The 25,100-nt window shown below is 57.6% G+C and carries 27 protein-coding genes, 1 tRNA gene and 1 pseudogene; 8 read left to right on the top strand and 21 right to left on the bottom strand.

Annotated features, from left to right (window positions below; genetic code table 11):
- The first annotated feature begins 322 nt into the window (after nucleotides 1-322).
- Complete coding sequence (locus ACZ89R_RS25070) at nucleotides 323-1,510, top strand: cyanate transporter (RefSeq protein WP_429547752.1); 1,188 nt, start codon at nucleotides 323-325, stop codon at nucleotides 1,508-1,510.
- An 86-nt stretch (nucleotides 1,511-1,596) separates the two neighbouring features.
- The gene (locus tag ACZ89R_RS25065; protein ID WP_429547753.1) at nucleotides 1,597-2,508 is read left to right on the top strand and encodes a DMT family transporter; all 912 of its coding nucleotides are present in this window, start codon (nucleotides 1,597-1,599) and stop codon (nucleotides 2,506-2,508) included.
- Here ACZ89R_RS25065 and ACZ89R_RS25060 read toward each other — a convergent pair.
- The 7 genes from ACZ89R_RS25060 to ACZ89R_RS25030 are packed head-to-tail and all read right to left on the bottom strand — an operon-like array spanning nucleotide 2,498 to nucleotide 9,425.
- Complete coding sequence (locus ACZ89R_RS25060; RefSeq protein ID WP_429547754.1) at nucleotides 2,498-3,931, bottom strand: amidase; 1,434 nt, start codon at nucleotides 3,929-3,931, stop codon at nucleotides 2,498-2,500. The genes ACZ89R_RS25065 and ACZ89R_RS25060 overlap by 11 nt on opposite strands.
- Entirely contained in the window at nucleotides 3,931-4,935 is a 1,005-nt protein-coding gene (locus tag ACZ89R_RS25055; RefSeq protein ID WP_476241500.1) for an aspartate aminotransferase family protein, read from the bottom strand. Before ACZ89R_RS25055 ends, ACZ89R_RS25060 begins: the two co-directional genes overlap by 1 nt.
- Before the next feature lie 19 nt (nucleotides 4,936-4,954).
- Entirely contained in the window at nucleotides 4,955-5,272 is a 318-nt protein-coding gene (locus ACZ89R_RS25050; protein ID WP_476241479.1) for an aminotransferase class III-fold pyridoxal phosphate-dependent enzyme, read from the bottom strand.
- Entirely contained in the window at nucleotides 5,250-6,377 is a 1,128-nt protein-coding gene (locus ACZ89R_RS25045) for an aminotransferase class III-fold pyridoxal phosphate-dependent enzyme (protein ID WP_429547756.1), read from the bottom strand. Before ACZ89R_RS25045 ends, ACZ89R_RS25050 begins: the two co-directional genes overlap by 23 nt.
- Nucleotides 6,378-6,386: 9 nt before the next feature.
- Nucleotides 6,387-7,268 (bottom strand): TauD/TfdA family dioxygenase, encoded by an 882-nt coding sequence (locus ACZ89R_RS25040; protein ID WP_401174337.1) that lies wholly within the window; start codon nucleotides 7,266-7,268, stop codon nucleotides 6,387-6,389.
- Entirely contained in the window at nucleotides 7,243-8,811 is a 1,569-nt protein-coding gene (locus tag ACZ89R_RS25035; RefSeq protein ID WP_218398173.1) for an AMP-binding protein, read from the bottom strand. Before ACZ89R_RS25035 ends, ACZ89R_RS25040 begins: the two co-directional genes overlap by 26 nt.
- Nucleotides 8,808-9,425: a thermostable hemolysin gene (locus ACZ89R_RS25030; RefSeq protein ID WP_429547757.1), complete on the bottom strand. Its 618-nt coding sequence runs from the start codon at nucleotides 9,423-9,425 to the stop codon at nucleotides 8,808-8,810. The genes ACZ89R_RS25035 and ACZ89R_RS25030 overlap by 4 nt, the downstream gene beginning before the upstream one ends.
- Nucleotides 9,426-9,599: 174 nt before the next feature.
- On the opposite strand from ACZ89R_RS25030, the gene ACZ89R_RS25025 reads away from it, so the two are divergent.
- A complete protein-coding gene (locus tag ACZ89R_RS25025) occupies nucleotides 9,600-10,535 on the top strand; it encodes a LysR family transcriptional regulator (RefSeq protein ID WP_123499067.1) in 936 nt (311 codons plus the stop codon).
- 290 nt (nucleotides 10,536-10,825) lie between these two features.
- A complete protein-coding gene (locus ACZ89R_RS25020; protein WP_429547950.1) occupies nucleotides 10,826-11,782 on the top strand; it encodes a LysR family transcriptional regulator in 957 nt (318 codons plus the stop codon).
- On the opposite strand, the gene ACZ89R_RS25015 is transcribed toward ACZ89R_RS25020, so the two are convergent.
- From ACZ89R_RS25015 to dapA, 8 genes and pseudogenes are all read right to left on the bottom strand, one after another.
- Nucleotides 11,755-12,120 (bottom strand): 5-carboxymethyl-2-hydroxymuconate Delta-isomerase, encoded by a 366-nt coding sequence (locus tag ACZ89R_RS25015; protein WP_429547758.1) that lies wholly within the window; start codon nucleotides 12,118-12,120, stop codon nucleotides 11,755-11,757. The two genes, ACZ89R_RS25020 and ACZ89R_RS25015, sit on opposite strands and share 28 nt — an antisense overlap.
- An 86-nt stretch (nucleotides 12,121-12,206) precedes the next feature.
- Nucleotides 12,207-12,347 (bottom strand): annotated as a pseudogene (locus tag ACZ89R_RS25010) (LysR family transcriptional regulator); the annotation flags it as partial.
- An 86-nt stretch (nucleotides 12,348-12,433) separates the two neighbouring features.
- Entirely contained in the window at nucleotides 12,434-12,625 is a 192-nt protein-coding gene (locus ACZ89R_RS25005; protein ID WP_008074435.1) for a YegP family protein, read from the bottom strand.
- A 330-nt stretch (nucleotides 12,626-12,955) separates the two neighbouring features.
- Nucleotides 12,956-13,045, bottom strand: a tRNA-Ser gene (locus tag ACZ89R_RS25000).
- An 83-nt stretch (nucleotides 13,046-13,128) separates the two neighbouring features.
- The gene (gene purC / locus ACZ89R_RS24995) at nucleotides 13,129-13,842 is read right to left on the bottom strand and encodes a phosphoribosylaminoimidazolesuccinocarboxamide synthase (protein ID WP_007898671.1); all 714 of its coding nucleotides are present in this window, start codon (nucleotides 13,840-13,842) and stop codon (nucleotides 13,129-13,131) included.
- Between the two features lie 28 nt (nucleotides 13,843-13,870).
- A complete protein-coding gene (locus tag ACZ89R_RS24990) occupies nucleotides 13,871-14,629 on the bottom strand; it encodes an MBL fold metallo-hydrolase (RefSeq protein WP_007898669.1) in 759 nt (252 codons plus the stop codon).
- Between the two features lie 4 nt (nucleotides 14,630-14,633).
- Nucleotides 14,634-15,749, bottom strand: coding sequence for an outer membrane protein assembly factor BamC (gene bamC, locus ACZ89R_RS24985; RefSeq protein WP_429547759.1), 1,116 nt, complete (start codon nucleotides 15,747-15,749; stop codon nucleotides 14,634-14,636).
- Between the two features lie 17 nt (nucleotides 15,750-15,766).
- A complete protein-coding gene (gene dapA / locus ACZ89R_RS24980; RefSeq protein WP_030132650.1) occupies nucleotides 15,767-16,645 on the bottom strand; it encodes a 4-hydroxy-tetrahydrodipicolinate synthase in 879 nt (292 codons plus the stop codon).
- 326 nt (nucleotides 16,646-16,971) lie between these two features.
- Here dapA and ACZ89R_RS24975 point away from each other — a divergent pair, with 326 nt between their 5' ends.
- On the top strand, nucleotides 16,972-17,532 hold the full coding sequence (locus ACZ89R_RS24975; RefSeq protein ID WP_007898662.1) for a glycine cleavage system transcriptional repressor: 561 nt from the start codon (nucleotides 16,972-16,974) through the stop codon (nucleotides 17,530-17,532).
- 10 nt (nucleotides 17,533-17,542) lie between these two features.
- Complete coding sequence (locus ACZ89R_RS24970; RefSeq protein WP_429547760.1) at nucleotides 17,543-18,016, top strand: peroxiredoxin; 474 nt, start codon at nucleotides 17,543-17,545, stop codon at nucleotides 18,014-18,016.
- Nucleotides 18,017-18,142: 126 nt separating this feature from the next.
- On the opposite strand, the gene ACZ89R_RS24965 is transcribed toward ACZ89R_RS24970, so the two are convergent.
- Nucleotides 18,143-19,213 carry an AI-2E family transporter gene (locus ACZ89R_RS24965; RefSeq protein ID WP_429547761.1) on the bottom strand — a complete coding sequence of 357 codons (1,071 nt, stop codon included), beginning with the start codon at nucleotides 19,211-19,213 and terminating at the stop codon, nucleotides 18,143-18,145.
- A gap of 31 nt (nucleotides 19,214-19,244) precedes the next feature.
- On the bottom strand, nucleotides 19,245-19,484 hold the full coding sequence (locus ACZ89R_RS24960) for a sulfurtransferase TusA family protein (RefSeq protein ID WP_007898654.1): 240 nt from the start codon (nucleotides 19,482-19,484) through the stop codon (nucleotides 19,245-19,247).
- A gap of 97 nt (nucleotides 19,485-19,581) precedes the next feature.
- Here ACZ89R_RS24960 and ACZ89R_RS24955 point away from each other — a divergent pair, with 97 nt between their 5' ends.
- Nucleotides 19,582-21,015, top strand: a complete 1,434-nt coding sequence (locus ACZ89R_RS24955) for a M48 family metalloprotease (protein ID WP_429547762.1) — start codon at nucleotides 19,582-19,584, stop codon at nucleotides 21,013-21,015.
- 77 nt (nucleotides 21,016-21,092) lie between these two features.
- Here ACZ89R_RS24955 and ACZ89R_RS24950 read toward each other — a convergent pair whose 3' ends face one another.
- On the bottom strand, nucleotides 21,093-22,523 hold the full coding sequence (locus ACZ89R_RS24950) for a DegQ family serine endoprotease (protein ID WP_429547763.1): 1,431 nt from the start codon (nucleotides 22,521-22,523) through the stop codon (nucleotides 21,093-21,095).
- A gap of 34 nt (nucleotides 22,524-22,557) precedes the next feature.
- On the opposite strand from ACZ89R_RS24950, the gene ACZ89R_RS24945 reads away from it, so the two are divergent.
- On the top strand, nucleotides 22,558-22,764 hold the full coding sequence (locus ACZ89R_RS24945) for a hypothetical protein (protein ID WP_429547764.1): 207 nt from the start codon (nucleotides 22,558-22,560) through the stop codon (nucleotides 22,762-22,764).
- Between the two features lie 6 nt (nucleotides 22,765-22,770).
- On the opposite strand, the gene ACZ89R_RS24940 is transcribed toward ACZ89R_RS24945, so the two are convergent.
- The 3 genes from ACZ89R_RS24940 to rpoE are packed head-to-tail and all read right to left on the bottom strand — an operon-like array spanning nucleotide 22,771 to nucleotide 24,941.
- Nucleotides 22,771-23,733 (bottom strand): MucB/RseB C-terminal domain-containing protein, encoded by a 963-nt coding sequence (locus tag ACZ89R_RS24940; protein WP_429547765.1) that lies wholly within the window; start codon nucleotides 23,731-23,733, stop codon nucleotides 22,771-22,773.
- Between the two features lie 8 nt (nucleotides 23,734-23,741).
- Nucleotides 23,742-24,329 carry a sigma-E factor negative regulatory protein gene (locus ACZ89R_RS24935; protein WP_192344360.1) on the bottom strand — a complete coding sequence of 196 codons (588 nt, stop codon included), beginning with the start codon at nucleotides 24,327-24,329 and terminating at the stop codon, nucleotides 23,742-23,744.
- Between the two features lie 30 nt (nucleotides 24,330-24,359).
- Nucleotides 24,360-24,941 carry an RNA polymerase sigma factor RpoE/AlgU gene (gene rpoE / locus ACZ89R_RS24930; protein ID WP_003172477.1) on the bottom strand — a complete coding sequence of 194 codons (582 nt, stop codon included), beginning with the start codon at nucleotides 24,939-24,941 and terminating at the stop codon, nucleotides 24,360-24,362.
- Between the last annotated feature and the right edge of the window lie 159 nt (nucleotides 24,942-25,100).

Below are 25,100 nucleotides of genomic sequence, written 5' to 3'. Positions count from 1 at the left end.
GAAGGGAGTGCAGACAGGCTTGGCGCGCTGGCAGGCCTGAATGGACGACGTGGCTGAAGGCTTGAAGTGGCACCAGACGCCCCCTCGTGTTTGATGCTGATCAGCCAGACGTCCATGGAAAAGACCGCAGTAAACAGATGCAAAGCAGCGTCACACGGGCAGATAAGCCGTTAAATCCAGACTTGATGAACCTTGGTTGCAGATTGGCTAAACATTCCTCCCGGTAACCAACCTAATTTCTCGATAGTGCCAGCGACTTTTCAGTTTGCCCCTGCAGGCTTGGAGCGGCCTAATCACAACCTTGTAAATTTGGGGTTCCGTTATGGAAAACGTTCGTACTACAAGCGCCTATGCCGGATGGCTGATGGTCAGCGTGGTATTGGTGGCACTGAACCTGAGGCCTTCGATGGCCGCTGTCGGGCCGTTGTTGTCGGCCATTCGCGGGGATGTTCCATTAAGTTTCAGTACCGCGTCGCTGCTGACCATGCTGCCCGTCATGGCGATGGGCCTGGCGATGTTCCTGGGAATGCGCATTGCGCAACGGGTTGGCGAACACCGCACCATCATCCTGTCCTTGTTGATCATCGGTGTGGCCACGGTCTCGCGGCTGTATCTGGACAGCCCCCTTGAGTTGATCCTGAGCGCAGTATTGGCCGGGCTGGGGATCGCCCTCATTCAGGCGGTGATGCCTGCGCTGATCAAGTCACGCTTCAGCGACAACGTTTCGCTGTTCATGGGTTTGTATGTCACTTCGATCATGGGCGGCGCAGCGATTGCGGCATCGTTCTCGCCTTTCGTCCTGGCGCAAACCGGTAGTTGGCGGATGGGCCTGGCCATCTGGGCGCTACTGACGCTGGTCGCCCTGGCCTTCTGGCTTGCCCAGCGTTCGGCAATCGCGCCATTGCCGGCGGCGCCGATGGGACGCCAGGAGTCCTTCGTCGGTAACTCTCGGGCCTGGCTGCTGGCGATTTTCTTCGGTTTGGGCACGGCCTCCTACACCTGTGTGCTGGCCTGGCTAGCCCCGTATTACATGGAAAAAGGCTGGAGTGAACAGAATGCCGGCTTATTGCTGGGGTTTCTCACGGCCATGGAAGTCGTGTCCGGGCTGATAACACCCGCGATTGCCAACCGCAGCCAGGACAAACGCCTGGTACTGGTCGTTCTGCTGGCCTTGATCATGGCTGGCTTCTGCGGCCTGATCCTCAGCCCGGAAGGCTTTAGCCTGCTATGGCCGTGCCTGTTGGGCCTGGGCATTGGCGGTCTGTTCCCGATGAGCCTGATCGTGTCCCTTGATCACCTGGATAACCCGCGTCGTGCCGGCGGCCTGACGGCCTTTGTGCAAGGCATCGGTTACCTGATCGCGGGCCTCTCACCGCTGATTGCCGGGATGATTCGCGACCAATTGGGTAGCTTCGAATGGGCCTGGTGGTCACTCACAGCGGTGATGGCGGTGATGATTGTAATGGTACTGCGCTTCAACCCAAGGCAATACGCGCAGCATATTCAATAGTCTTCGAAGGTTCTGCTTTTCGTAGGAGCCAGCGGTGCGGCACCGTTGGCTCTTACAGGTTCGATCAAGCGCAGGAAAAGGAACTCATGAAACAAGTCGGTTTTGCAGAAGCTCATTGGGGCATGCTGATCTGGGCAATGCTGATCTCATCGTCGTTCTTTGCGGCGGCAGAGGTCAGCCAATCGATAGATCCAATATTGTTGACCGGGCTGCGTTTGCTGTTTTCAGCCTTGATGTTCTTGCCACTGCTGTTATTGAAAAATACGTCACCGATCTCGGCCAGAGGCTTGCTGGCGCATGCGGTTCTTGGGCTGCTGCTGGCAACGTATTTCGGTTCGCTGTTTGAAGCGCTACGCCATACCACCGCTGTCAATACCGCGACGCTGTACACGCTGGTGCCACTGATGACGTTATTTTTTGAGGTATTGCTGCTGCCGAGCCCAAGCCTGAAGAGCCGCTTGTTGCCGATGTCGATTGCAGCGATCGGTGCCCTGCTGCTGACGCTCAAAGGGGCAGCTCCAGGCGAACTGCCTGCACTGTATCCGGTACTGGTCTTCGGCGTTGGCTGCCTGGCGATGGCGCTTTATTCGCCTCTGAGCCAGCGATTCAAGGTCAATACCTTGAAGGGGCGTGACCCGGTGGCGATGACCTTCTGGAACATGCTTTTCGGTTCGCTGTTTCTGTTTGTGTTCTGTCTGTTTAACGGCGGTTGGCGCAGCGGCGCGCAGTTGTCGTCGAGCGATATGTTCTGGCTTGTATACCTGGCGCTGTTTGGCACCCTCGGGACATTCTGGCTGCTGCATCGGGCAATCGGGGTGATTTCACCGTCAACGGTGGTTTCCTACGTCTACCTGAACACCTTGTTTGTCACATTGTTTCACTGGTTCTGGCTCAGACAGCAACCGGTGCTGATAGAAGTCACCGGTGCCGTGCTGGTGGGTGTCGGCATGCTGGCATTGGTGATCACCAGCCGTACCGCCAAAACCGTTACAGCTTGAGATCCTTCAAAGAAGTGACTGTGTCCAACGGGGCCACCGGACTCCAGCGCTCCAGTTCGCGCTCCAGGAAATTGGCCACGGCCAACAGCCGCTCTTCCTGCCAGTGCGGGCCGACAATCTGGATGCCGATCGGCATCCCGCTGACCGGATCATGCCCGGCGCGAATGACCACCGCCGGTGAACCGGAGAGGCTGAACGGAAACACAAAGGCATAGCGATCACGATCCTGCAAAGACTCGCCATGAGCGAACGCCACGTCCGGGAATACCGGGCAGATGAACAGATCGTGCTGATTGAAAAACTTCGCCAGGTGATAGCGAAACGTATCGATCAGAATCCAGTCGCGCTTCATTTCATCCACGCTCAATTCGACCTCTTCGCTCAAGCGAATCAACCCTGAGGTGGCGGACGTACAGGTCTGTTTGTTCATGGACTGGAACAGACGCTTCCAGCCACGCCCGGCATCCGCGCCCGTGATGAAAATCCGCCAGAGCACATCGCAGGCCTCGTCGAGCATCAGCGGAGCCGTCGGTGTAACCTGCGCCACCACATTGCTCAGGCAACTCTCGACCCGTTGCAGAACCTGCTTCACCGCCGGGCTCACCCGGGTCCTGGTGGACTCCCAGGACAGTGCGACACGCAATTGGGCCAGCGGCTGGCTGGCTGCGAACGGCACATCGACGGTGTCCGGATCGTGACCGTCAGCGCCGCTGATCAGTTGCCCGAGTAACGCCAGATCGTCGACATAACGCCCCATCACACCAAACGCCGACGTCAGATGAAACAGCCCGGAGCGATCAGAGGGAAACTGGCCGGTCAATGGCACACGCCCCTGGGTCAGTTTCATGCCGCAGATACCGTTGAAATGCGCCGGGATCCGCACACTGCCGCAAGCATCCGAGGCCAGCCCGGCCGGCGAGCAACCGGCCGCGATGGCCGCTGCTTCACCGCCGCTGCTACCGCCAGCGGAGCGCCGCCCGTCATAAGGATTGAGTGTGCGGCCATACAGCAGATTGTCGGTTTCAAACGCCATGCACAGCTCGGGAACATTGCTGATCCCAAGGATGATCGCACCCGCCTGGCGAAGCCGGGCAACGACCGTGGCATCCTCCTGACTGGCCTCGCCCAGCAACTCCTTCAGGCCTCGCGACATTCGGAAGCCGCGCACATGGCAGACGTCCTTGATGGTCAGGGGGATGCCATGTAAGGGGCCACGGATCTTTCCGATGCGGGCCATATCATCGGCCTCCCGGGCCTGTCGACGCAGTTCGTCGACAGGCTCCAGTTGAATCAGGGCGTTGATCTGCGGATTGCGTTCATCGATACGCTGCAGGTAGAACTCCAGCAAGTTGAGACTGGTCAGCACACCGCGGCGCAGCAGACCGGCCATTTCGCGCAGAGTCAGAGTATCGGGATTGAACATCAGCGCTTCCCTTTGCTGCGCAGTAGCTTGTTGGGGATGTGGTACATGTTTCTGACCACCACAGAAAACGCCTTGACCGCCAGCTTCGGACGCCGGGCGATCGCCTCAAGGGCTTCCTCGGTCATCGTCAGGACATGCCGAAGCGCTTCGGGCGTGATGTTCAGCGGCGGGTAAAACCGCAGAACCGGGTGCGCGGCTTTTTCATTCATTGAATGCCCGGCATGCACGCCACGCTTGCCCAACTCCATGCTCATCAGCGCTTCGTAGACCGAACCGCGCAAGCGCAGGCCGGTCATCAGGCCGACACCGGGCACATCCTCGACAATCTGCGGATAACACTGAGCCAGCCGTTGCAGGCCATGGCGCAGCAAACCGCCGTTGATCCGTGATTGCTCAACCAGGTTGTGCTGCTCGATGTAATCGATAGCGGCCAGTGCCGCGGCGCATGCCACCGGATGCCCGCCATTGGTCCGCTGGTCAGGCTCGATCTCGCTCAGCGGGTATTGCGTGGCCAGTCGCTGGCTGTACATCGCGCAGGCAAACGAGGTGTAACCGCCCGTCAGGCCTTTGGAGAGAATCATGATGTCCGGCACGACGTCGTCATACTGCACGGCGAACCACTTGCCACAGCGGCCGAAACCGGTCTGGATTTCGTCGGCCACCAGCAAGGTCTCAGTGGCATCGCACAGGGCGCGGATGTTCGCCATGTAACCCACAGGCGGAACCTGTAAGTGGGCGCCCCCCAGAATCGGCTCGACATACACCGCACGCACCCCCTCACCAACCGCTTTCTGCAAGGCGGCGAAGTCACCGTACGGCACATAAGTCACTTCTGAGGCCGCGGTGCCGTAGCTGCGATGGTGCTGTTTCTGCCCAAGAATGCTCATCGCCGCTAGCGTCTTGCCATGATAGGAATCACTCATTACCACGATTCCACGCCGGTGCTGCTGCACCTTGAGCACATAACGCATGCTCTGTTCGATGGCTTCAGCACCCGAGACCATAAACTGCACATCCCCCCAATCACCCGGTACCAGATTCCGGAGGCGCTCGGACAATGCGCCTTGCAGCGGATGCACCCGCCCCCTCCGGAGTCCAGGCCATCTGGTTCAACTGGGTCTGCACCTGCTCACGCACCATCGGATTACGATGGCCGACGATGAACACCCCATAGCTGCAGGCGCAATCGATAAAGCGCTTGCCGGCATGGTCGGTGACATAGATGCCATCGGCGTCCTTTTCGACGCTGGTTTTACCCAGACGATAGAGCTTGGCCGCCGAGGCACTCCAATGCCGCTGGCAATCATCCAGCAGTTGTTCATGCGATAGGGTTAAGGACATGGCTTAAAGTCTCCTTGAGGATCCGGGATGTGCGCTGGATGTGTTCGGCTCGTGCGGTGATCGGGCAACGCAGAATCAACTCGCGGCCACGGGGTGCACTGACATAGATGCCACGCTGATAAAGCTCCTCGCACAATTCGGCGGGATTGAGGTCGGCTGACAGCGGCAGGCTGACCCAGGAACCGCAGGCGACAGCACCGAACGAGGCGAGCGCCTGCGCCAGAATCTTGCCGTTAGTGAGGCACTGTGTGGGCAAGTCGTGTGCCTGCACGTAATCCAGTGCCGCCATGGCGGCCACACAGGCCATCGGGTTGCCGGCGGTGGTGCTGCCATGTTTCGCCGGGCTGCTGCGACCATAGACCTGATAGGCCATCTGTTCGCTGCAGGTATAGGTGCCTATAGGAATCGCGCTGCCGCCCAGCGGCCCGCCCAACACCACGATGTCCGGGGTATTGCGAAAACGCTGGAAACCGAACAGCGTGCCGAGGCTCCCCAGACAACTTTGCACATCGACCGCGATGACCGGCGCCGACTCCTTGGCCGCTGCGGCATACAAGTGATCGAGTAGCACCTGCTCTATCAGGCGCAAGCGACCGTTTTCATCAATCACGGTGCTGGTGTGGCAAACCGCGAAGCAATCGTTCCAGGCCACTTTATCCAGGTCGCGCACATGCCTGATCGCCACGAGCTCGAACCCCAGGAAACGCTGCATCTGCAGATAGTCTTGCGGCGCGCTGAGGCAACGTCCGTAACTCAACGAGCCATAGTCGCCGCCCTCGACAACGACAATGGTGTTGCCCTTGGGCTTGAGACCTTTGCACAGTTTCAAGGCGCCTTCGAATGCTTCATCGCCGGAGCTGCACACATAAGAGCTGACCAGCGGTTGCGGTAGCAGCTCGGCCAGGCGTCGGCACAAAGCGATCAATGGGTCGGACATCAGCACTCGATTGGACAGCCCCATGTTCTGCGCCTGAAGGCTGACCGCGTCGATTACCGCCGGTACCTGAAAGCCAAACCCGCCGGCCAGATCGACTATCTGGCGACCGTCACCGTCGATATACGTCTCGTACTGACCTGAAATGATTTGCCTGTTATTGGTCTTCATGAATAGGTCTCAGCGGTAGCTTAGGGCGTTGAAGATACGGCGGCGCTCATCAACGATGGCCTCACGACCGTGCATTACCCGACGGTTGTCGATCATCACCATGTCGTGGTCACGCCAGCCGACCGGGTAGGTGTATTGCGCGGAAACCTCGGCGATTTCGTGCAGGAATTCGCCGGGAATGGGCAGCCCGGACGAGGTATCGATCACTGGCACTTCATAGTTGAAGGACGGCCCGAGAATGCTGTTGGCAAACGCCGGACGCTGGCTGAATTCGGAGACCAGAATCGCCGGGGTACTGAAGGCGTAATGAATCGAATCATCAAACGGATCGAAGGATATCTGTGTCTGCGGATCGTCGCCGATGATCTGCATCAGATCTTCGATCCTGACCGCCGCCGGGTCCGAGAGCGCTGGCGAATAATGGCAAACCAGCCGACGCCATTTGTCGCCGGCAACGGTGCGGCTGTAGCGAATCGGGTTGTCCTCGAAAAATGTGCGGCAGGCGGATGACAGCTTCGCCAGTACTTTCTCACCGTCGCACAAGGTGGTTTGCGAACCGGTGCGCGGCGCTTCCTGGCAATAGAACCAGGTGATGTCCGGCCAGAACGGTGAGTTACCATTTTCGCAATGCAGACCGATCGCCTGGCGGCCCGCATCCACCAACTGCGCGGCTCCACCGACCATGACACGAGCCGGGTCTAGGCTCAGTCGCGAGCTGTTCTGCTTCACATAGGCGCTGAAATCCTCGGGGTTGTGGATGCAGTTACGTAACAGGACGACGCCGTAATGCCCCAGCAAGTCGTACAGCTCGGCCTTGCCCAGGCTTGCAAAATGGCGCGGCTCAATAATGGATACATCGGGGCTTTCACAATGATAGGCAGGCGTGTTCATCAGATGCATTCCCTTGCAGATTGGCGAAAACAGTAGCGATATCGGCGCGTTTTGGACGGCCGGTGACGGTGTAGAGTTGCTCGAGCAATGGATCGTCCTTGGTCAGCAACCACAGGCGGCTCGGTCGCTCGATGTCGGAAAAGCGCCGGGCTGACCAGCTAGCCAGCTCATCGCGATCCGGTACCGACTCAACACACAACAGCGCCACCAACCCATGGGTTTCATCGAAAAACACAGCGGCATCGCGCACACCGGGGTATTCGCGGTATTCCAGCTCGACCTGTTCCGGGCTGACGTTGCGGCCATTGGGCAGGCAGATCACATTTTTCTTGCGGCCGCGAACATAAAGAAAGCCATCAGCATCCAGCTCCCCCAGATCCCCGGTGTCCATCCAGCCATCGTCGGACATCGAACAGGCGCTGGGATCTTTGCCCGAGTAGCCGCTGAACAACGAACTGCTCTTGACCTCAATGGTCTGGTCGGCGCCGATGCGCACCTGAACATGCGGCAACGGCCTGCCCACACTGCCCAGACGTTGGTGCTGCAAGGTATTCATACTGACGACCGAGGCGTTTTCGGAGAGCCCGTAACCCTGGAACACCGCAATGCCATCCTCGGCGAGGGCATGCAGGATATCGATGCTGACGGCCGCGCCGCCGCACGTGATATGCACCCCCGCATGCAGGTAACGAGACAGGCGTTCACCCTGCACGCCGCCTTCGGTCAATAACTCATGAAAGTGATTGAGCATCACCGGTGGTACCGTCAAGGCCGTCGGTTCGACCCGCAGGATCCATTCGATCAAACGCTGCGGTGACGTTCCTGGCTCCCCTAGCAGCGCCTGGCCTTCAGGCAGGAAATACACGGTCCCGCCGGCCAGCAGCGGTAAATACGCGGCGGTCACTTGTTCCAGCAGCAGGCTCAATGGCACCAGTGACAGATAGCTGCGATGGGCATCGACCGGCATCCACTGGCGCAGGGAAGTCAATACCGCCCCCACCGCCGCCGTGCTCAGGCGCACACCCTTGGGCCGACTGGTAGTCCCCGAGGTATGAATGATTTTGCAGATCCATGCACTATCGCCGTCCGGTTCTCGCAACAACGGCTGCTCCAGGGCAGGTTCACTGATACGCCTGAGACGGCTGTCGGGAAAGTCCAGCCTCCACCGCTCAGCCAGCGTCCGCTCGCCTGCGGCATCCACCAGAAACCCGTCACAACGCTCGGCAAGGTGTTCGGCCTGGGACTGACTGAATGCCAGCGGCAAAGGCAATGCGGTAATGCCGGCAAACAGGCAAGCCAGATCGGCAATCAACCAGTCACTGCTATTACGCGTCGCAATCCCCAGCACAACGTGATCGCCATGAGCGGCCGAGTCGAAGCGCCGCTGCAGTTCTGCCGCCAGATTCAGCGCCCGGGATTCCAGCTCGCCATAGGTCATGACAGCGGCGTGTTCCAGGCCGGTCGGAGCACAATCGATAGCGCAGACCTTCTGACGATTGACCTGCAATGCAAGCCGCAAGTCAGCAATGAAATGACCGCTCATGGCTGCGCCCTCGCCGGCAAATCGGTCGACAGCTGGGTAAACAGGGTACCGAGGGTCATGGCTGCAAAGCGCGAGCGTTTCGGGTCCACTCGAATGAAACCGGTGACGGGCACTTTCGAGTAGTAGCTTCCCCAGTTCTTGCCACCATCATTGGCCAGGCGCTGAGGGTCCGCTGTGAGCAGCGGTTCGAAATCGATCTGACAGCTCTCCATCATTTGCCGGACCCGAGGTGTGACGGTGCAAAGCAAATATTGAGCCCCCATGCACCAGGCCAACAACGGAACCATGTTGACCATGATCATCCCGGCTGTCAGATGATGAGAAATCAAACTCCCTATTTCAGCAATAACTGATCGATCGATCATTTTTTCATAACGCTGGGACAGAATCGCTTCTATCGGTTGCGACAGGTATTGCTCCGAAAACAGTGTGCGATGATCCGCAAAAGTTATACCGGCGCAAGAAAGAATGCGCTCCTCACTGTCTTGGGTGACCGCAAAATACTGCGGGCTCGGCTCTACGGATGCCTTATAAGAGCTGCGAAACTTTTCTTTCACAACTTCAGTCGCCTGCATCCATAACGGCGTTTGACTTTCCGTGACGCGTACCAACACTTCGCCCTCCTATCCCTGGTCAGGGTTCTCTCTAAGTGGAACGAGAATATATTGAGGAAATCTCCTACAGACTATTTAAAAAACCAATTGCTTCCACTAATATATAAATAAACAACCTTGTCACAAAACACGACGTAACGTGACACACATGGATTTTCACCGAGATGGACCTTTATGCTTAATAGCAATCTGCTACGAAAACTGGATATGCAGGACCTTATGGTTTTCGTGGCTGTGTATGAACAAAGAAGCGTCACCGAGGTCTCCGAAACCCTCTGCGTCAGCCAGTCCACGGTAAGCTACTGCTTGAAAAAGCTTCGCACGAGTTTCGAGGACGAGCTCTTCATCAATACCCGCAATGGCATGTGGCCAACACACAAAGCCGCCACAATGTACAGCCATGTTCTCAAAATTCTGAAGAGCATAAATATATGCCATTCCGGACTACACTCATTCGACCCGGCGCAAAAAGAGATCACTTTTAATATTTGCGCACCTGAATATTTTGAACTTCTTATACTTCCAAACTTATTGAAACGCTTTATCGGCAGTAGTTTTCCGGTCATAGTAAATATCCAGAAACTCCACATAGACATCCCTAACGACGAACTTATGGATGGCCGTTTCGATCTGGCAATTTGTTTCGGGCCCAACTTTCATCACAGTGCTAAAAATTTGAAATCACAAGTGCTGCTGGAAGATGACCTGGTCTGCGTCGTCGATAAAGACTATGCGCCTCCAGAGGGCGAGTTCAGCCTGGACACCTTTGTCGCACGCCAGCATATCTTCCCGACTCCTTGGACTTCAGACACCAACATGGTGGATGGCTGGCTCAGCAAATTGGGCTACACCCGCCAAATTGTCGCACGAGCTAATAGTTACGTTGCGGCACTCAACATGATCCCCGGAACCGATTTTGTTCTCACTCTACCTCGACGCATCCAGATGCTGATCAGCAATGAAGCCAGATTCAGCCATTGCAAACCACCGACGGGTTTACCGAACTTCACACTGGACATGTTGTGGAACGAGAAACCAGGTCAAGACAGCGCCAATAACTGGTTTCGCGAACAAATTGTCAGCGTGTGTGCGCAGGACGGATTACTGTAATAAGACTTCACTTTACTGACCGACCGCAGCCAAGTGTCTGGGCGTAACTTCAGCGCTTGGCCGGTGAGATACAGCACCTGGCACTCGATACAGGTCACCTTCGAGCAATCTGCGCTGATCCAGAAAATCCCGCCCCCCTCAGGCCAGTGATGTGTAGGTCGTGTTACCTACACGTTGTGTCCCACATCTGACAATGAAGCTTCCTACAAGCCATTCTCTTGGCACTATCGTTCCGTTATCCTGTTGAATCGCATTCAAAACAGGACAGGGAGTTCATAGAAATGGGCCAGATGCTTAACAGCAATTTACTTAGAAAGCTCGATATGCAGGACCTCATGGTGTTCGTCGCCGTGTATGCACAAAGCAGCGTCACCGCCGTCTCCGAAACCCTTGGGGTCAGCCAGTCCACCGTCAGCTATTCGCTGAAAAAGCTGCGCACCGGCTTCGAAGATGATTTGTTCATCAACACCCGATCAGGAATGCGTCCAACCTACAAAGCCACCACTATGCACGAGCATGTGCTGAAGATTCTGGAAGGCATCAACTTCTGCCATTCCGGGGCTCAAGCCTTTGATCCGACTCTAAAAGCCGTCACCTTCAATATTTGCGCGCCGGAATACTTCGAACTGCTGGTACTGCCGCGCCTGTTGAGGAACTTCGACTTCGCCAACCTGCCGGTGATCGTCAATGTGCAAAAACTCGATACCGCTCCGCCCATCGATGAACGGCGTGACGACAGTCTCGATCTGGTGATCTGCTTCGGCCACGACTTTCAACACAGCCACACTGCCTTCAAATCCCGGAGGCTGGTTGAAGACGAGCTGGTTTACGTCTTCGATAAACGCGTAACTCCGCCGCAAGTACGCCCAAATTTGCGATCCATTGAACATCGTCACGTGCTCTCTCTACACAAGACCTTCGACACCCACAGTGTCGATCACAAACGACAGCTTATCGCGCAACCCGCCAGCTACAGGGCAGCCCTCAAGATGATCACCGGCACCGAGCTCATCCTGACGCTACCGCGGCGCATTCAAACGCTGCTGGCCAATGACGCGGTATTCAGTCATTGCGAAGCATCAAAGGGCTTGCCAGGATTTATCCTCGACATGCAATGGAGCGAAGCCAGCGATCAGGACAGCGCCAATACGTGGCTTCGCGAGCAAGTGGTCAAAGCCTGCGCAGAACAGGGTTTGCTCTGCACCCCTGACCTGATCTGTCAGAGCCCGATGGCCGTCTTGGTGTAGGACTCGCGATCAATATCCAGAATTTCCGCACACAACTGCACTTCTACGTTGGCCGGCCATTCGCACAAGTCCTGCAACACTGCCAACAGGCTTTGTGACAACTGCTTCTTGATCTCCGCCGAACGCCCGCTCAACAGTGCCAGCTTGATATGCACAAAAGCCCGCTCGCCCAGTGCGGTGCCAACCTTGAAGCTCTCGACCTTTACTGCACGGCTCTTGATATCGAACTCGGCCGCAAACTGACCGGAAGCCATCAACGCATTGTTGAGTCGCATCAACGCCACGTCGGTATTCAGTTCGGGCAAGTTAGCGGTGTATTCCATGTGCAGGTGAGGCATAACGGGGCTCCTGTGAAGATTGGTAGAAAGTTCGTACATATAACACAGCGCCGCCCTGCTCAATGGCACAGCGGATGGATCGCTTTGGCGGTGTGAGACACCAGCATCTGCGACCGCACGCAATATTCATCAAGGGTCAGCGGTGTGTCCGAGGCGTCTGCACGCAAAATACCGGGCTGGATGTGTCGCGGCAATTTGCGCTTGGCATTGACTGGCAGGCCGCGGGCCCCCGATCCCTGAAAATCCGGGACTTATACGAGCGTTCGGAAAATAAAGAAGCTGCTCTGACTGAGCAGCTTCACCGCCCTGGAGTCTATATCTCCTTGACCGGGGTCTGATCATGAGTCCCTTTGATCAAACTGATGGCATGCACGCAATCAGACTTGTTGACGTAAGCCTCCCCACTGGCAATCGTTTCATGGTTCCCCGCCCGCAAACGCCAGCGCCATTGGCCCTTGCCAGTTTGTGCGATACCACGGGTTTGCCTGTAAATCTCAAAATACATTGATCGCTCCTTGCGACTGCTGATTACGACAGGTCAATGACCTGCAGAACCAGAGTAGATGAGGAATTTTTGCGGCAATGTCTTTCAATGTGAGGGGATATTTCGAAGATAACCCATTGATTCACGAAACGATCAACAAATACAGGGGGTGGTAATTAAAGCGACTCAGTGGAGGTACTTTTCTCTGGAACAGGCATATTTTTCTTACGCCGTTGAGCTGATTTATCCGACGCGGAAAACCTGAGGCAAATGCAGTGACAGTGGCCGGTCGGAAAAATCCGCGTAAACGAAAAAGCCCCGTAGATTTTCATCTACGGGGCTTTTTATGTATGGCGGAGAGATAGGGATTCGAACCCTAGGTACCGGTGAAGGTACAACGGATTTCGAATCCGTCCCATTCGGCCACTCTGGCATCTCTCCAACGGCGCGCATCATAACAACACTTTTGCCGGAAGCGAACCCCCTAAGCGAAATTTTTCCGTGCTATCAGATGCTTGCGTCGATTAAAGCGGTACGCCCAGACGATTGGCGACTTCTTCATAAGCTTCGATGACGTCGCCGAGGCCCTGACGGAAGCGGTCCTTGTCCATTTTCTTGCCGGTGGCCTTGTCCCACAGACGGCAGCCGTCCGGGCTGAACTCGTCGCCCAGGACGATGGAGCCGTCGGAGAACACGCCGAATTCCAGTTTGAAGTCGACCAGCAGCAGGCCGGCGTCGTCGAACAGTTTGCTCAGGACTTCGTTGACCTTGAGCGACAGTTCTTTCATGCGAACCAGTTGCTCGGCGGTGCCCCAACCGAATGCCACGACGTGGGATTCGTTGATGAACGGGTCGCCCTTGGCGTCGTCCTTCAGGAACAGTTCGAAGGTGTAAGGGTTGAGCTTCATGCCCTCTTCAACGCCCAGGCGCTTGACCAGGCTGCCGGCGGCATAGTTACGCACGACGCACTCGACCGGGATCATGTCGAGCTTCTTCACCAGGCATTCGTTGTCGCCCAGCAGTTTGTCGAATTGAGTCGGCACGCCGGCTGCTTCGAGTTTCTGCATGATGAAGGCGTTGAACTTGTTGTTCACCATGCCTTTGCGGTCGAGCTGCTCGATGCGCTTGCCGTCGAACGCCGAGGTGTCGTTGCGAAACAGCAGGATCAAGCGGTCAGCGTCATCGGTCTTGTAAACCGATTTGGCTTTGCCGCGGTAGAGTTCTTCACGTTTTTCCATGATGGGCTCCGCTTGCTAAGTAGGTGGGCTAGGCGATATGTCGCCAGTCGAGCCCTGAATCTTGATCGGCCAGTTGCAGCCAGTCCGGGTCGCACCCGAGGGTGTCGACAAAACATTGCCGGGCCAGCTGCGGCAGGTTGTTCTTGCTGCTCAGATGGGCCAGGACCAGGTGTTGCAGGCCTTGCCAGCCCAACTCGGCCACCAGGAATGCCGCCTGATGGTTGTTCAAATGTCCCAATTCACCGCCCACCCGTTGCTTGAGAAAGTACGGGTAGTGACCGCGAGCCAGCATGTCACGGCAATGATTGGACTCGATCATCAATGCATCGAGGTCCCGGTAGCCGTCCAGCACCTTGTTGCAATATGAGCCCAGGTCGGTCAACAAGCCAAAACGCCGCTGACCGTCGCTGAAGACATACTGCGTCGGCTCCTGTGCATCATGGGCCACGGCAATGACGCCGATGCTCAGGTTACCGATTTGCAATTGCTCGCCGCCAGCCAGAAAGCCTGCGGGTTCAATCGGTTTGCGCATCCCGCGCAGGGTCCCGCGACTGAGGTAGACAGGCAGATTGTAACGCCGAGACAGCAAACCCACGCCATGCACGTGGTCGGCATGTTCGTGGGTCACGAGTATCGCGCTCAGCTGCGAAGGGTTCACACCCAGTCGCAGCAGGCGTTTTTCGGTTTCTCGCAGGGAGAAACCACAATCCACCAGTACATACGTGTCATCGCTGGCTATCAGCGTGCCGTTCCCTTGGCTACCGCTGCCGAGAACGGCAAAACGCATGTGATCAGCCCAGGTTGTCCTGAATCACGCTCAACACTTTGCGCGCCACGTCTGCTGGCGCCACGGTGTTGATGTTTTTCTCGACGGTGACTTGGACGTTCTCGCCAACCTTGCTCAGGCGAACCTGATAACGCTCGGCACGGGCTTCAACTTCTTCCTTGTCCGGTTTGCTGCCGAACAGACCGCTGAAGAAACCTGGCTTCTCGTCCTTTTTCTCGGCTTTTTCGGCGAGGTTGATGTAGTACAGGCCCAGGCTGCGGTTGATGTCTTCAACACGCCATTCGCCCTGTTCCAGCGCACGACCGACACTCGACCAGGCACGATCCAGGTCGGAACCGACGTTGAGCACCGGGTTGCCGCTGCCATCTTCGGTCAGGCTGACACGACTTGGCGTATCGAAATCACGAGAGGCCAGCATGGAGACCGAACCGCCCTTCTCCGAGGTGCGGCTCATGCTTGCCAGCATGTCGTCGACCAGTGCTGCGTCCAGGCCGGTGTTGACCGACCGATTGGTGAAATCCACATTGGCGGTGCTGCCGGCAGGACGCTCGGCGCTGACCACGTAGACTTCACTGGTGTTGCGCTGCACGCCTGGCTCGATACGCACCCGCACACGGCTTTCACTGTCGGCGCCGACACCGGCTGCGCTCAGGCGCTTGGCCATTGCTGCGGACAGTTCGTCGGAATGCTGCCAGGTGGTGGTGAATTCGCCGGTTTGCGGGCGTTGCTCGTCCAGACGGAAACCATTGTCCTGGAAGAACTGCACGGCCACAGGCCAGACTTCGGCCGGTGGGTGCTGGGCCATGACCCAACGCGAATCGCCGCTCTTCTGCAGGGTGTAGTCGCTGGCATCAGCCGCGGCCGATAGCGGCTGCGGACGAGGCACGATGTATTCGCCCTTGGCGGTGTCGTCAGCCACGTTGCGCGGGATCGGCAACAGCGGATCCAGACGCTTGGCGGTGCTGACGTCCGGTGGCAGTTGCATCGGTGCAGTCTGTTGCGCTTCCAGGTAGTCGCTACCACGGTCACGGAAATAACCTTCCGGGCCCCAGATCCATCCGCAGCCACTGGTGCTGGAGATAATCAAGGCAAGTGCGGAAAGTCCGGCCAATCGCTTCATGCGTAGTACTTCCTCAATTAAACCAGGACGCCGGACTGGCGCATGGCCTGCCGCAGCGGTTCGTGACAGGCAGCGCTGAGCCAGGTGAGCGGCAGACGGATACCGTCCGGCATCAAGCCCATTTCATGCAGTGCCCATTTCACGGGGATAGGGTTGGATTCGATAAACAGGGTTTTATTGAGCGGCATTAGCTTTTCATGGATCGCCCGGGCCTTGACGGCATCACCGGCCATGGCCGCGGCACACAACTCGCTCATGGCGCGCGGTGCGACGTTGGCGGTCACCGAAATATTGCCCTTGCCGCCGAGCAGCATCAGCTCGACCGCGGTCGCGTCGTCACCGGAATACACCAGGAAGTCGCTGCTCACGCCGGCCAGGATGTCCTTGGCGCGCTGCAGGTCGCCCGTGGCTTCCTTGATGCCGATGATGTTCTTCACGGTCGACAGGCGGATCACCGTCTCGGCCTGCATGTCGCATGCGGTACGGCCCGGCACGTTGTAAAGGATCTGCGGGATGTCGACGGCTTCGGCGATGGCTTTGAAGTGCAAGTACAGGCCTTCTTGCGTCGGCTTGTTGTAATAAGGGGTTACCAGCAGGCACGCGTCGGCGCCGGCGTTCTTTGCGTTGGTGGTCAGTTCGATCGCTTCGCGCGTCGAATTGGCGCCCGTACCGGCGATCACCGGAATACGCCCTGCAACCTGGGCAACCACGCGACGAATCACTTCGATGTGTTCGTTCACGTCAAGCGTGGCCGACTCACCTGTAGTGCCGACCGCCACGATGGCGTTGGTGCCCTCTTGCAGGTGGAAGTCCACCAGTTTGCTCAGGCTGTCCCAGTCGAGACGACCCTGTGCATCCATGGGTGTGACCAGTGCCACCATACTGCCCGCAATCATGCAACCGCTCCTGCCGGAAAAAGAGAGCGGTAATGGTACTGGCGCCAAGATGCTTGTACAAGCGAAGTACTGCGCTGCTGCCATTCCCCTTGGCGCTGCTTTTCGCTACCCTTCAGACTTTGATCGGTACTGATAAGCTCGTACGCCGTGTTCCAGCCTCCATTTTCGGCATCACAAGCCCCGATCCAGCGTTGCCACCCCTCGCTCTCGCCACTCTGGAGCACGTCGCAACCTTCGGCCGGGTTTTCTGAATTCGCATCCGCAGGCTCGTCCCGGTAAAAAAAGCCCTTAAAAGTATCGACCGCTCATCGCTTTAGGAATGCTGCATGTCCACCCCCACAGTTCGCGAACAATTCCTTGTCATCAGTGCCCTCGGCGCCAACCCCATGGAGCTGACTAACGTCCTGTGCCGTGCCAGCCATGAAAACCGCTGCGCCGTGGTCACCTCTCGTCTGACCCGCCATGGCGAATGCAGTGCGCTGATCCTCGAGATCTCCGGCAGTTGGGACGCCCTGGCGCGCCTCGAGGGCAGCCTGCCTGTACTGGCCAAAAGGCACGCCTTCACCGTTAACGTGGTTCGCAGCGCGGCCCTGGAAAACCGTCCCCAGGCCCTGCCATACGTTGCCTACGTCAGCTCGGCCTACCGCCCGGACATTATCAACGAGCTGTGCCAGTTCTTCATGGATCACAACGTCGAACTGGAGAACCTGACCTGCGACACCTATCAGGCTCCGCAGACCGGCGGCACCATGCTTAACGCCACGTTCACCGTGACTTTGCCGGCCGGCACCCAGATCAGCTGGTTGCGTGACCAGTTCCTGGATTTCGCCGACGCCATGAATCTTGACGCACTGATTGAGCCGTGGCGCCCACAAAACCCAATGTAAGGAAGCTTTCATGGCCGTAACCATCGACCAACCGGTTGCCGACTTCGAAGCACCCGCCACCAGCGGGCAATCCGTCAGCCTCGCGGGCCTCAAAGGCAAGCAAGTGGTGATTTACTTCTATCCGAAGGACAGCACGCCAGGCTGCACCACCCAGGGTCAGGGTTTTCGTGATCAGCTTGACGCCTTTAAAGCCGCCAATACTGAAGTCTTCGGCGTGTCTCGCGATAGCCTGAAATCCCATGAGAACTTCAAAGCCAAACAGGCTTTCACCTTCGAGCTGATCAGTGACAAGGAAGAAGCGCTATGCCAGCAATTCGACGTGATCAAGCTGAAAAAGCTCTACGGCAAGGAATACATGGGCGTTGATCGCAGCACGTTCCTGATCGACAAGAACGGCGTGCTGCGTCAGGAATGGCGCGGCGTGAAGGTACCGGGGCATGTGGATGCGGTTTTGGCTGCTGCTCAGGCGCTGAACAAGGCCTGATTCATCTAGTGCCCGTTCGGACGTCATCGCGAGCAGGCTCGCTCCCACAGGATTTGCGCAAACTTTGTGGGACCGAGCCTGCTCGGGATGGGGCCATCAGCCTCACCGCATAACCAGTACTGACCGTTAAAGCAGCGGCGCCACCATCGGTTCTTTGCGCGGCCAGGCATCCAGCACAGCCTTGAACAGCGTCGCCAGGGGAATCGCAAAGAACACACCCCAAAAGCCCCACAACCCACCAAACAACAGCACCGCGCAAATGATCGCCACCGGGTGCAGGTTGACTGCTTCCGAGAACAGCAGCGGCACCAGCACGTTGCCGTCCAGTGTCTGGATGATCCCGTAGACCGCCATCAAATAGATGAATTGATCGCTCCAGCCCCACTGGAACAGTGCAATCAGCAGCACTGGCACGGTCACCACCACCGCCCCGACGTAAGGCACCACCACCGACACACCCACCAGCAACGCCAGCAGCGCCGAATAGTTGAGCCCCAGCGCCACGAACGCGATGTAGGTCACGCCACCGCAAATGAAGATTTCGATGACCTTGCCGCGAATGTAATTGGCGATCTGCCGGTTCATTTCCTGGGCGACCCGGGTGATCAGCGCCCGCTCGCGCGGCAGATAACCGCGGACCCACTGGCCGATCATCTCCCGGTCCTTGAGAAAGAAGAACACCAGGATCGGCACCAGCACCAGGTAGATCATGATGTTCACCAGCAGCGGCAGGCTCGACAGCGAAAATGTCAGCGCCCACTGGCCGAACTTGCCGATCTCGCCCCTCGCCACGTCGATCGCCTGCAGTACTTGCTCATCCGACACCAGATGCGGATAGCGCTCGGGCAGCAGCAACAGCAGCGACTGCCACTTGGCGAGCATGCCGGGCAATTCGTTGAACAACGTGATCAGTTGGTGCCAGAGCAGTGGCACCACGATGATGATAAAAACCAGCAACAACCCCATGAATAACGCGAAAACCAGCCCCACCGCCACGCCACCCGGCACGCGCAGGCGTTCGAGGGTCACTACCAGCCCCTGCATCAGATACGCCAGCACCATACCAGCCAGTACGGGCGCGAGCATTCCACCCAGGGTGAGCACCGCGGTAAATGCCAGAAACAGCAACACCGCCAGCACCACGGCTTCTTCATCCGAGAAGTAGCGCTGAATCCAGTCGCGTAACACCTTGAACATCAATAATCCTTAGAAACGAACGCAGCAGGTTTCAGGCTTTTTTCAACCAATAGCGGTAAACGCCCGCCTCATCTTCTTCACGAAGCAGCGTATGACCGGCCAATCGGGCAAAGGTGCGAAAGTCGCGCTGGGAACCTGCATCGGTGGCGATCACCTTGAGTACCGCACCGCTGGCCAGTCGGTTGAGCTCCAGTTTGGCTTTGAGCAACGGCAACGGACAATTCAGACCGCTGGCGTCCAGTTCGGCGTCGTGGGTTACTGCGTCAGTCATTGAATCACTCCGGGGCGGGGGTTAAGCCGCTTAGAATATCTGGTCCCAAGCGTAGTGTCCGGCTACAGTAAGGTCTTTGTCGACTAAGGCTTTGTGCATGACTTTTTTGCGCCCTACCCTGCTGACGCTCGCTTGCCTGCTCGCCTCACCGGGCTTCGCCGACGACTTGCCGTCACTTGGTGACGCCAGTTCTGCCATCGTCTCGCCGCAACAGGAACACCAATTGGGCCGTGCCTGGCTGGCGCTGTTGCGCAGTCAGGTGTCGCAGCTCAGTGATCCGCAGCTCAAGGATTACGTCGAATCCAGCGTCTACCGTTTGGTAGAAACCAGCCAGGTCAATGACCGGCGTCTGGAGTTCATCCTGATCAACAGCCCGCAGCTCAACGCTTTTGCCGCGCCGGGCGGAATCGTCGGCGTCAACGGTGGCTTGTTCCTCAATGCCCAGACCGAGGGTGAATATGCTTCGGTAATGGCCCACGAACTGGCTCACTTGTCGCAGCGTCACTTCGCCCGCGGTGTCGAAGCGTCGCAACGCATGCAAGTGCCCATGATGGCTGCGCTGCTGGCTGGCATCGTGATTGCTGCGGCCGGTGCAGGCGATGCAGGGATCGCGGCCATTGCCGGTACCCAGGCAGCGGCGATTCAGGAACAACGACGCTTCTCGCGCCAGAACGAACAGGAAGCCGACCGTATCGGCATCATGAATCTGGAAAAGGCCGGCTACGACCCGCGCTCGATGCCGACCATGTTCGAACGGCTGATGCGCCAATACCGCTTCGACGCCAAGCCACCAGAATTCCTGCTGACGCACCCGGTAACCGAATCGCGGATCGCCGACACCCGCAACCGCGCCGAACAGGCCAAACCGGGTGGTATCGAAGACAGCATGCGTTATCAGCTGATTCGCGCACGTGTGCAACTGATCTATGAAGAAACCCCAGGCCTGGGCGCCAAGCGCTTCCGGGCCCAACTCGATGAAAACCCGAAAAACGATGTCGCGCGCTATGGCTTGGCAATCGCCCAGATCAAGGGTGGCCAGCTGAATGAGGCTCGGGAGAACCTCAAGCTGCTGCTGGCCAAATCGCCGAACGAGATCATCTACAACCTGGCGCAGGTCGATCTGGACATCACCAATAATCGTCTGCCCGATGCTCAATCTCGGGTCGACCGGATGCTCACTCAATACCCCGGCAACTACCCGCTGAATCAGGTGCGCGTCGACCTGCTGCTCAAGCAAAATCGAGCGGCCGATGCGGAAAAAGCACTGGAGACCCTGCTCAAGAGCCGACCCGATGATCCGGACGTCTGGTACATGGTGGCCGAGACTCGTGGCCTGTCGGGCAACATCATCGGCCTGCATCAGGCTCGTGCGGAGTACTTTGCGCTGGTCGGCGACTATCGCCAGGCAATCCAGCAACTGGACTTCGCCAAGCGCAAGGCTGGTAGCAACTTCCCGCTGTCATCGCGCATCGACGCACGCCAACGTGAGTTGATGGAGCAGGAACGCATGGTCAAGGACATGATGGGCTGACCGCTTCAGAAACAAAAAATCCAGGTACAAAAAAACCGCCTCTTTCGAGGCGGTTTTTTATTCAGCCGACAACCGGTTTATTCAGCCAGTTTGAAGGTGATGAAGCTGGCGCGTCCTTGACGCAGAACCCGCATCGACACCGAGCGGTTCTTCGGCAGCGCCTTGGCAATGTCCGTGAACTCCTTGGAGGAGCCAATCGCCTGGTTGTTCAGGTGAGTGATCACGTCGCCCGGCTGCAAACCGATCAGGGCAGCAGGACCGTCCTGAACTTCCTTGATCACCACACCACCCTTGAGGTCGAGGGTTTTCTTCTGCTCTTCAGTCAACTCGGCCACGGAAACACCCAGGCGATTGCTACTGCGCTCGACGCTGGATTTAGGCAGGGCTTCCAGCTCTTTGCCTTCCTCAGGGATAGCGCCGACGGTCAGCTCGACGTTCTTGCGCTTGCCTTCGCGGATCACTTCAAGATCAGCTTTCGAGCCAGCCTTCAGCGCGCCCACCAGATGCGGAAGATCGGCAGACATGACGATCGGTTGACCATTCATGCTGAGGATCACGTCGCCCACTTGCAGACCACCCTTGGCAGCCGGACCGTCATCCTGGATCTGAGCCACCAGCGCACCGGCCGGCTTCTCGAGACCGAACGACTCGGCCAGATCCTTGTTCACTTCCTGGATCACTACACCCAACCAGCCACGACTGACTTTACCGCCGCTTTTCAGCTGATTGGAAACGTCCATTGCCACATCGATAGGGATCGCGAACGACACGCCCATGAAGCCGCCGGAACGGGTGTAGATCTGCGAGTTGATGCCGACCACTTCACCGGCCAGGTTGAACAGCGGACCACCGGAGTTACCCGGGTTGATCGGCACGTCGGTCTGGATGAACGGCACATAGTTTTCGTTCGGCAGGCTACGGCCGATGGCGCTGACGATACCTTGGGTTACCGTGTGATCAAAGCCAAACGGCGAACCGATGGCCACGACCCACTGACCGGCTTTCAGGTCCTGCGACTTGCCAAGCTTCAGAACCGGCAGGTCCTTGCCTTCGATTTTCAGTAAAGCGACATCGGAGCGCGGATCGGTACCGATCAGCTTGGCTTTCAACTCACTGCGATCGGCGAGGCGCACGAGGATCTCGTCGGCATCGGCAATCACATGGTTGTTGGTCAGGATGTAACCGTCGGACGAAATGATAAAGCCCGAGCCCAGGGATTGCGCTTCACGCTGACGATCGCCACGGGGGGAACGCGGCTGCTGCGGCATGCCCCGTTCAAAGAACTCGCGCAGCATCGGCGGCAAGCCTTCAAGGTCAGGCATTTGCTCGCTGGACACCTTACGGTCCGGCAGCTTCTGGGTAGTACTGATGTTAACCACCGCGGGCGAGGCTTGCTCGACCAACTGCGTGAAGTCAGGCAACTCGACCGCTTGCACAGCGACCGCCTGACCGAGCACCAGCACGGTGGCAAAAATGGAGAGATAAGACTTCAAGCGTGGTATCGACATACGGCTCCCGTTACGACGAGCATGGTTAAGCGATATGGAGCAAGGAACACCGGAAACGATACGCCGGTATTTTTGTTCCGGGAACAACAAACAAGGCCAGAGCCGAGGGGTTCTGACCTATAAAAAAAATTTGGGATATTTGCAAATGAAAATGCTCGGCAAAACATTTCGAGACATTAATGGCGCGACGGCCATTACCGATCCCCGCTCCAACCAGCCCCAGATAGGCGAGCACGGCTGACTCAACTCACTGCTTGCTGGTAGCCGCGGCATCGTTGCGCATGGACAGCGCAATCCGTTCGGCGGTGCCAATCGGTATTTCACCGACAACGGTCACCATCATCTCGCCTTGCGGTGTAGTCAATCGCCGGGAGACAGCAACGGTTGGCCCCAGCTGGGTGCGCGTATCAGTGACTGTTGCGCCATTCAACGGCTCAAGGAATACCGAGAATCGGGCCAGACCGTCGTCGAACATCAGACTGTTGACCTGGGCTTTGGTCTCCGGGTCCTTGTGAGAGGTACTGCTGGTCAGCTCGAAACCTGGCGGTAACCAGTCCGAATGCCAGACCTGCGCAGTTTTGACGGCGGAAGCCTTGTCACTGTCGAGGGTAATGGTTTTGCAATCAGAACCTGCCTGCAAATCGCTGTCGGAAGGCACCTCGGCAGTGTCCAGTCGGGTGAACTGGAACCGCTCCAGCAGTTGCCCTTTATCATTGAGCAGCAATGACTTCAACGGCAAACCGGTTTCCTTGTCCAGATGCAACTCAAAACCGTAACGATGCTGATCGCGAGGCTTTAACGACACGATCACCGCCGCACGCCCGGCCACACGCGACTTGCCAATGACGGCAAGGTCATACCAATTCTTTAGCTTTTGTGGATCGAGTGCACGAGCGGTGGAGTTGGGTGTGTCCCCCAGCCCTGCTATCAGGGTGCCGCTCACGCATTGAGTATGCCCATCAATGCGCACGACTTCCTGTGCGGAGCCGTCGAGCTGGAGTAAACGCTCGCGGACCTTGCCATCCTGGACGCGATGCCAGATGTTATGGGTAGAGAAACTACCGTTACGCTCGTAGACGAAAGTACCGTGGAAGCTCTGCGTTTGCTCCGCCTGCCCCAGACGCTTCAGCCAGTCCTGGGCTTCATCGGCGTGGGCTGGAACAACAAACCAGCCGCTGAGCAGAAGCGTAAGTAGAGGTATGGCGCGCATGATCCTCCTTAACGGTTTTCCAGACTTGCTGCACGAGCGTAAGGCAGAGCGCTCTCAGTACCTTTCAATGCAGCCTGTTGAGCATGTTGGCGCAAGTAACCTGGCAGACGCTGATCGTGCCAGCCTGGCTGACCTTGCAATACGCCGTTGGCCATAGGGCCAGTGGTTTCCGAACTCTCATTGTAGCCTGCCAATACAGCGGGGCCCTTGACCTGAGGAGCGGTCAGACCCGGTTGACTGGATTGCTGGGCCAACTCGACACCGGCGATCTCGTCCTGGTTGTACAGACGAACACCCGCCAGCACGGCAACCGTCACCGAAGCAGCGACTGCCAGACGACCCAGGCTGCGCCATGGACCGCGAGAGGCTTTTGCCGGTACGGCTTCGTCAGCCAGCGCAGCAGAGACTGCCGCAGCGATGTCCAGACGAGGAAGCAACAAATCCTTGTGCATAACTGCCCGAGCGATCTGGTAACGAGCCCAGGTATCGCGGGTTTCAACATCGTCGAAGGCATTCAACACCCGACGCAATTCCAATTCGTCCGCTTCGTTATCCATCACTGCGGACAGCGATTCCTGCAGGGCTTCACGACTCATGGCGTTCCTCTCTTGGCTGTCGCCGCTGTCTCAGTTTTCCTGCAACAACGGCTGCAGGGCTTTATCGATGGCCTCCCGGGCGCGGAAAATCCGGGAGCGCACGGTACCCACCGGACACTGCATGACGCTGGCAATGTCCTCGTAACTCAGACCATCGAATTCACGTAAAGTTAAAGCCGTACGCAAATCTTCTGGCAGTTGCTGAATGGTTCGATGGACGGTGCCTTCGATCTCATCCCGCAGCAATGCACGTTCTGGCGACTCGAGATCCTTGAGGCCATGATCGCCGTCGTAGAACTCTGCATCCTCGGAACTGACATCGCTATCCGGCGGCCGGCGGCCGCGTGAAACCAGATAGTTTTTCGCCGTGTTGATGGCGATGCGGTAAAGCCACGTATAAAACGCGCTGTCTCCGCGAAAATTACCAAGTGCACGGTATGCCTTGATAAAGGCTTCCTGTGCGACATCCTGGGCTTCATGGGTGTCGTGCACGAACCGCACGATCAACCCGAGAATTTTGTGCTGGTATTTCAGCACTAGCAGATCGAAAGCTCGCTTGTCGCCGCGTTGAACGCGCTCGACCAGCTGCTGATCCTCTTCCTGGGTTAGCATGAACACTCCTCGATAAGCTCGAAGGAGGCTTGCATTACTGAACGACCAGACTTGCAAACATAGACTCGGGCTTTTCGCAAAAGTTCTCCCCCTCCAAGCAAGTTTCCTGCGGGCTCTGATTTGGCACGCACGAAAAGCGCAGCGCGGGATAACCCGGCT

It is taken from the genome of Pseudomonas sp. TE3728 (assembly GCF_056279145.1).
The sequence above is the reverse complement of the archived record's forward strand: the minus strand, read 5'-3'. Positions and strand labels throughout refer to the sequence as shown.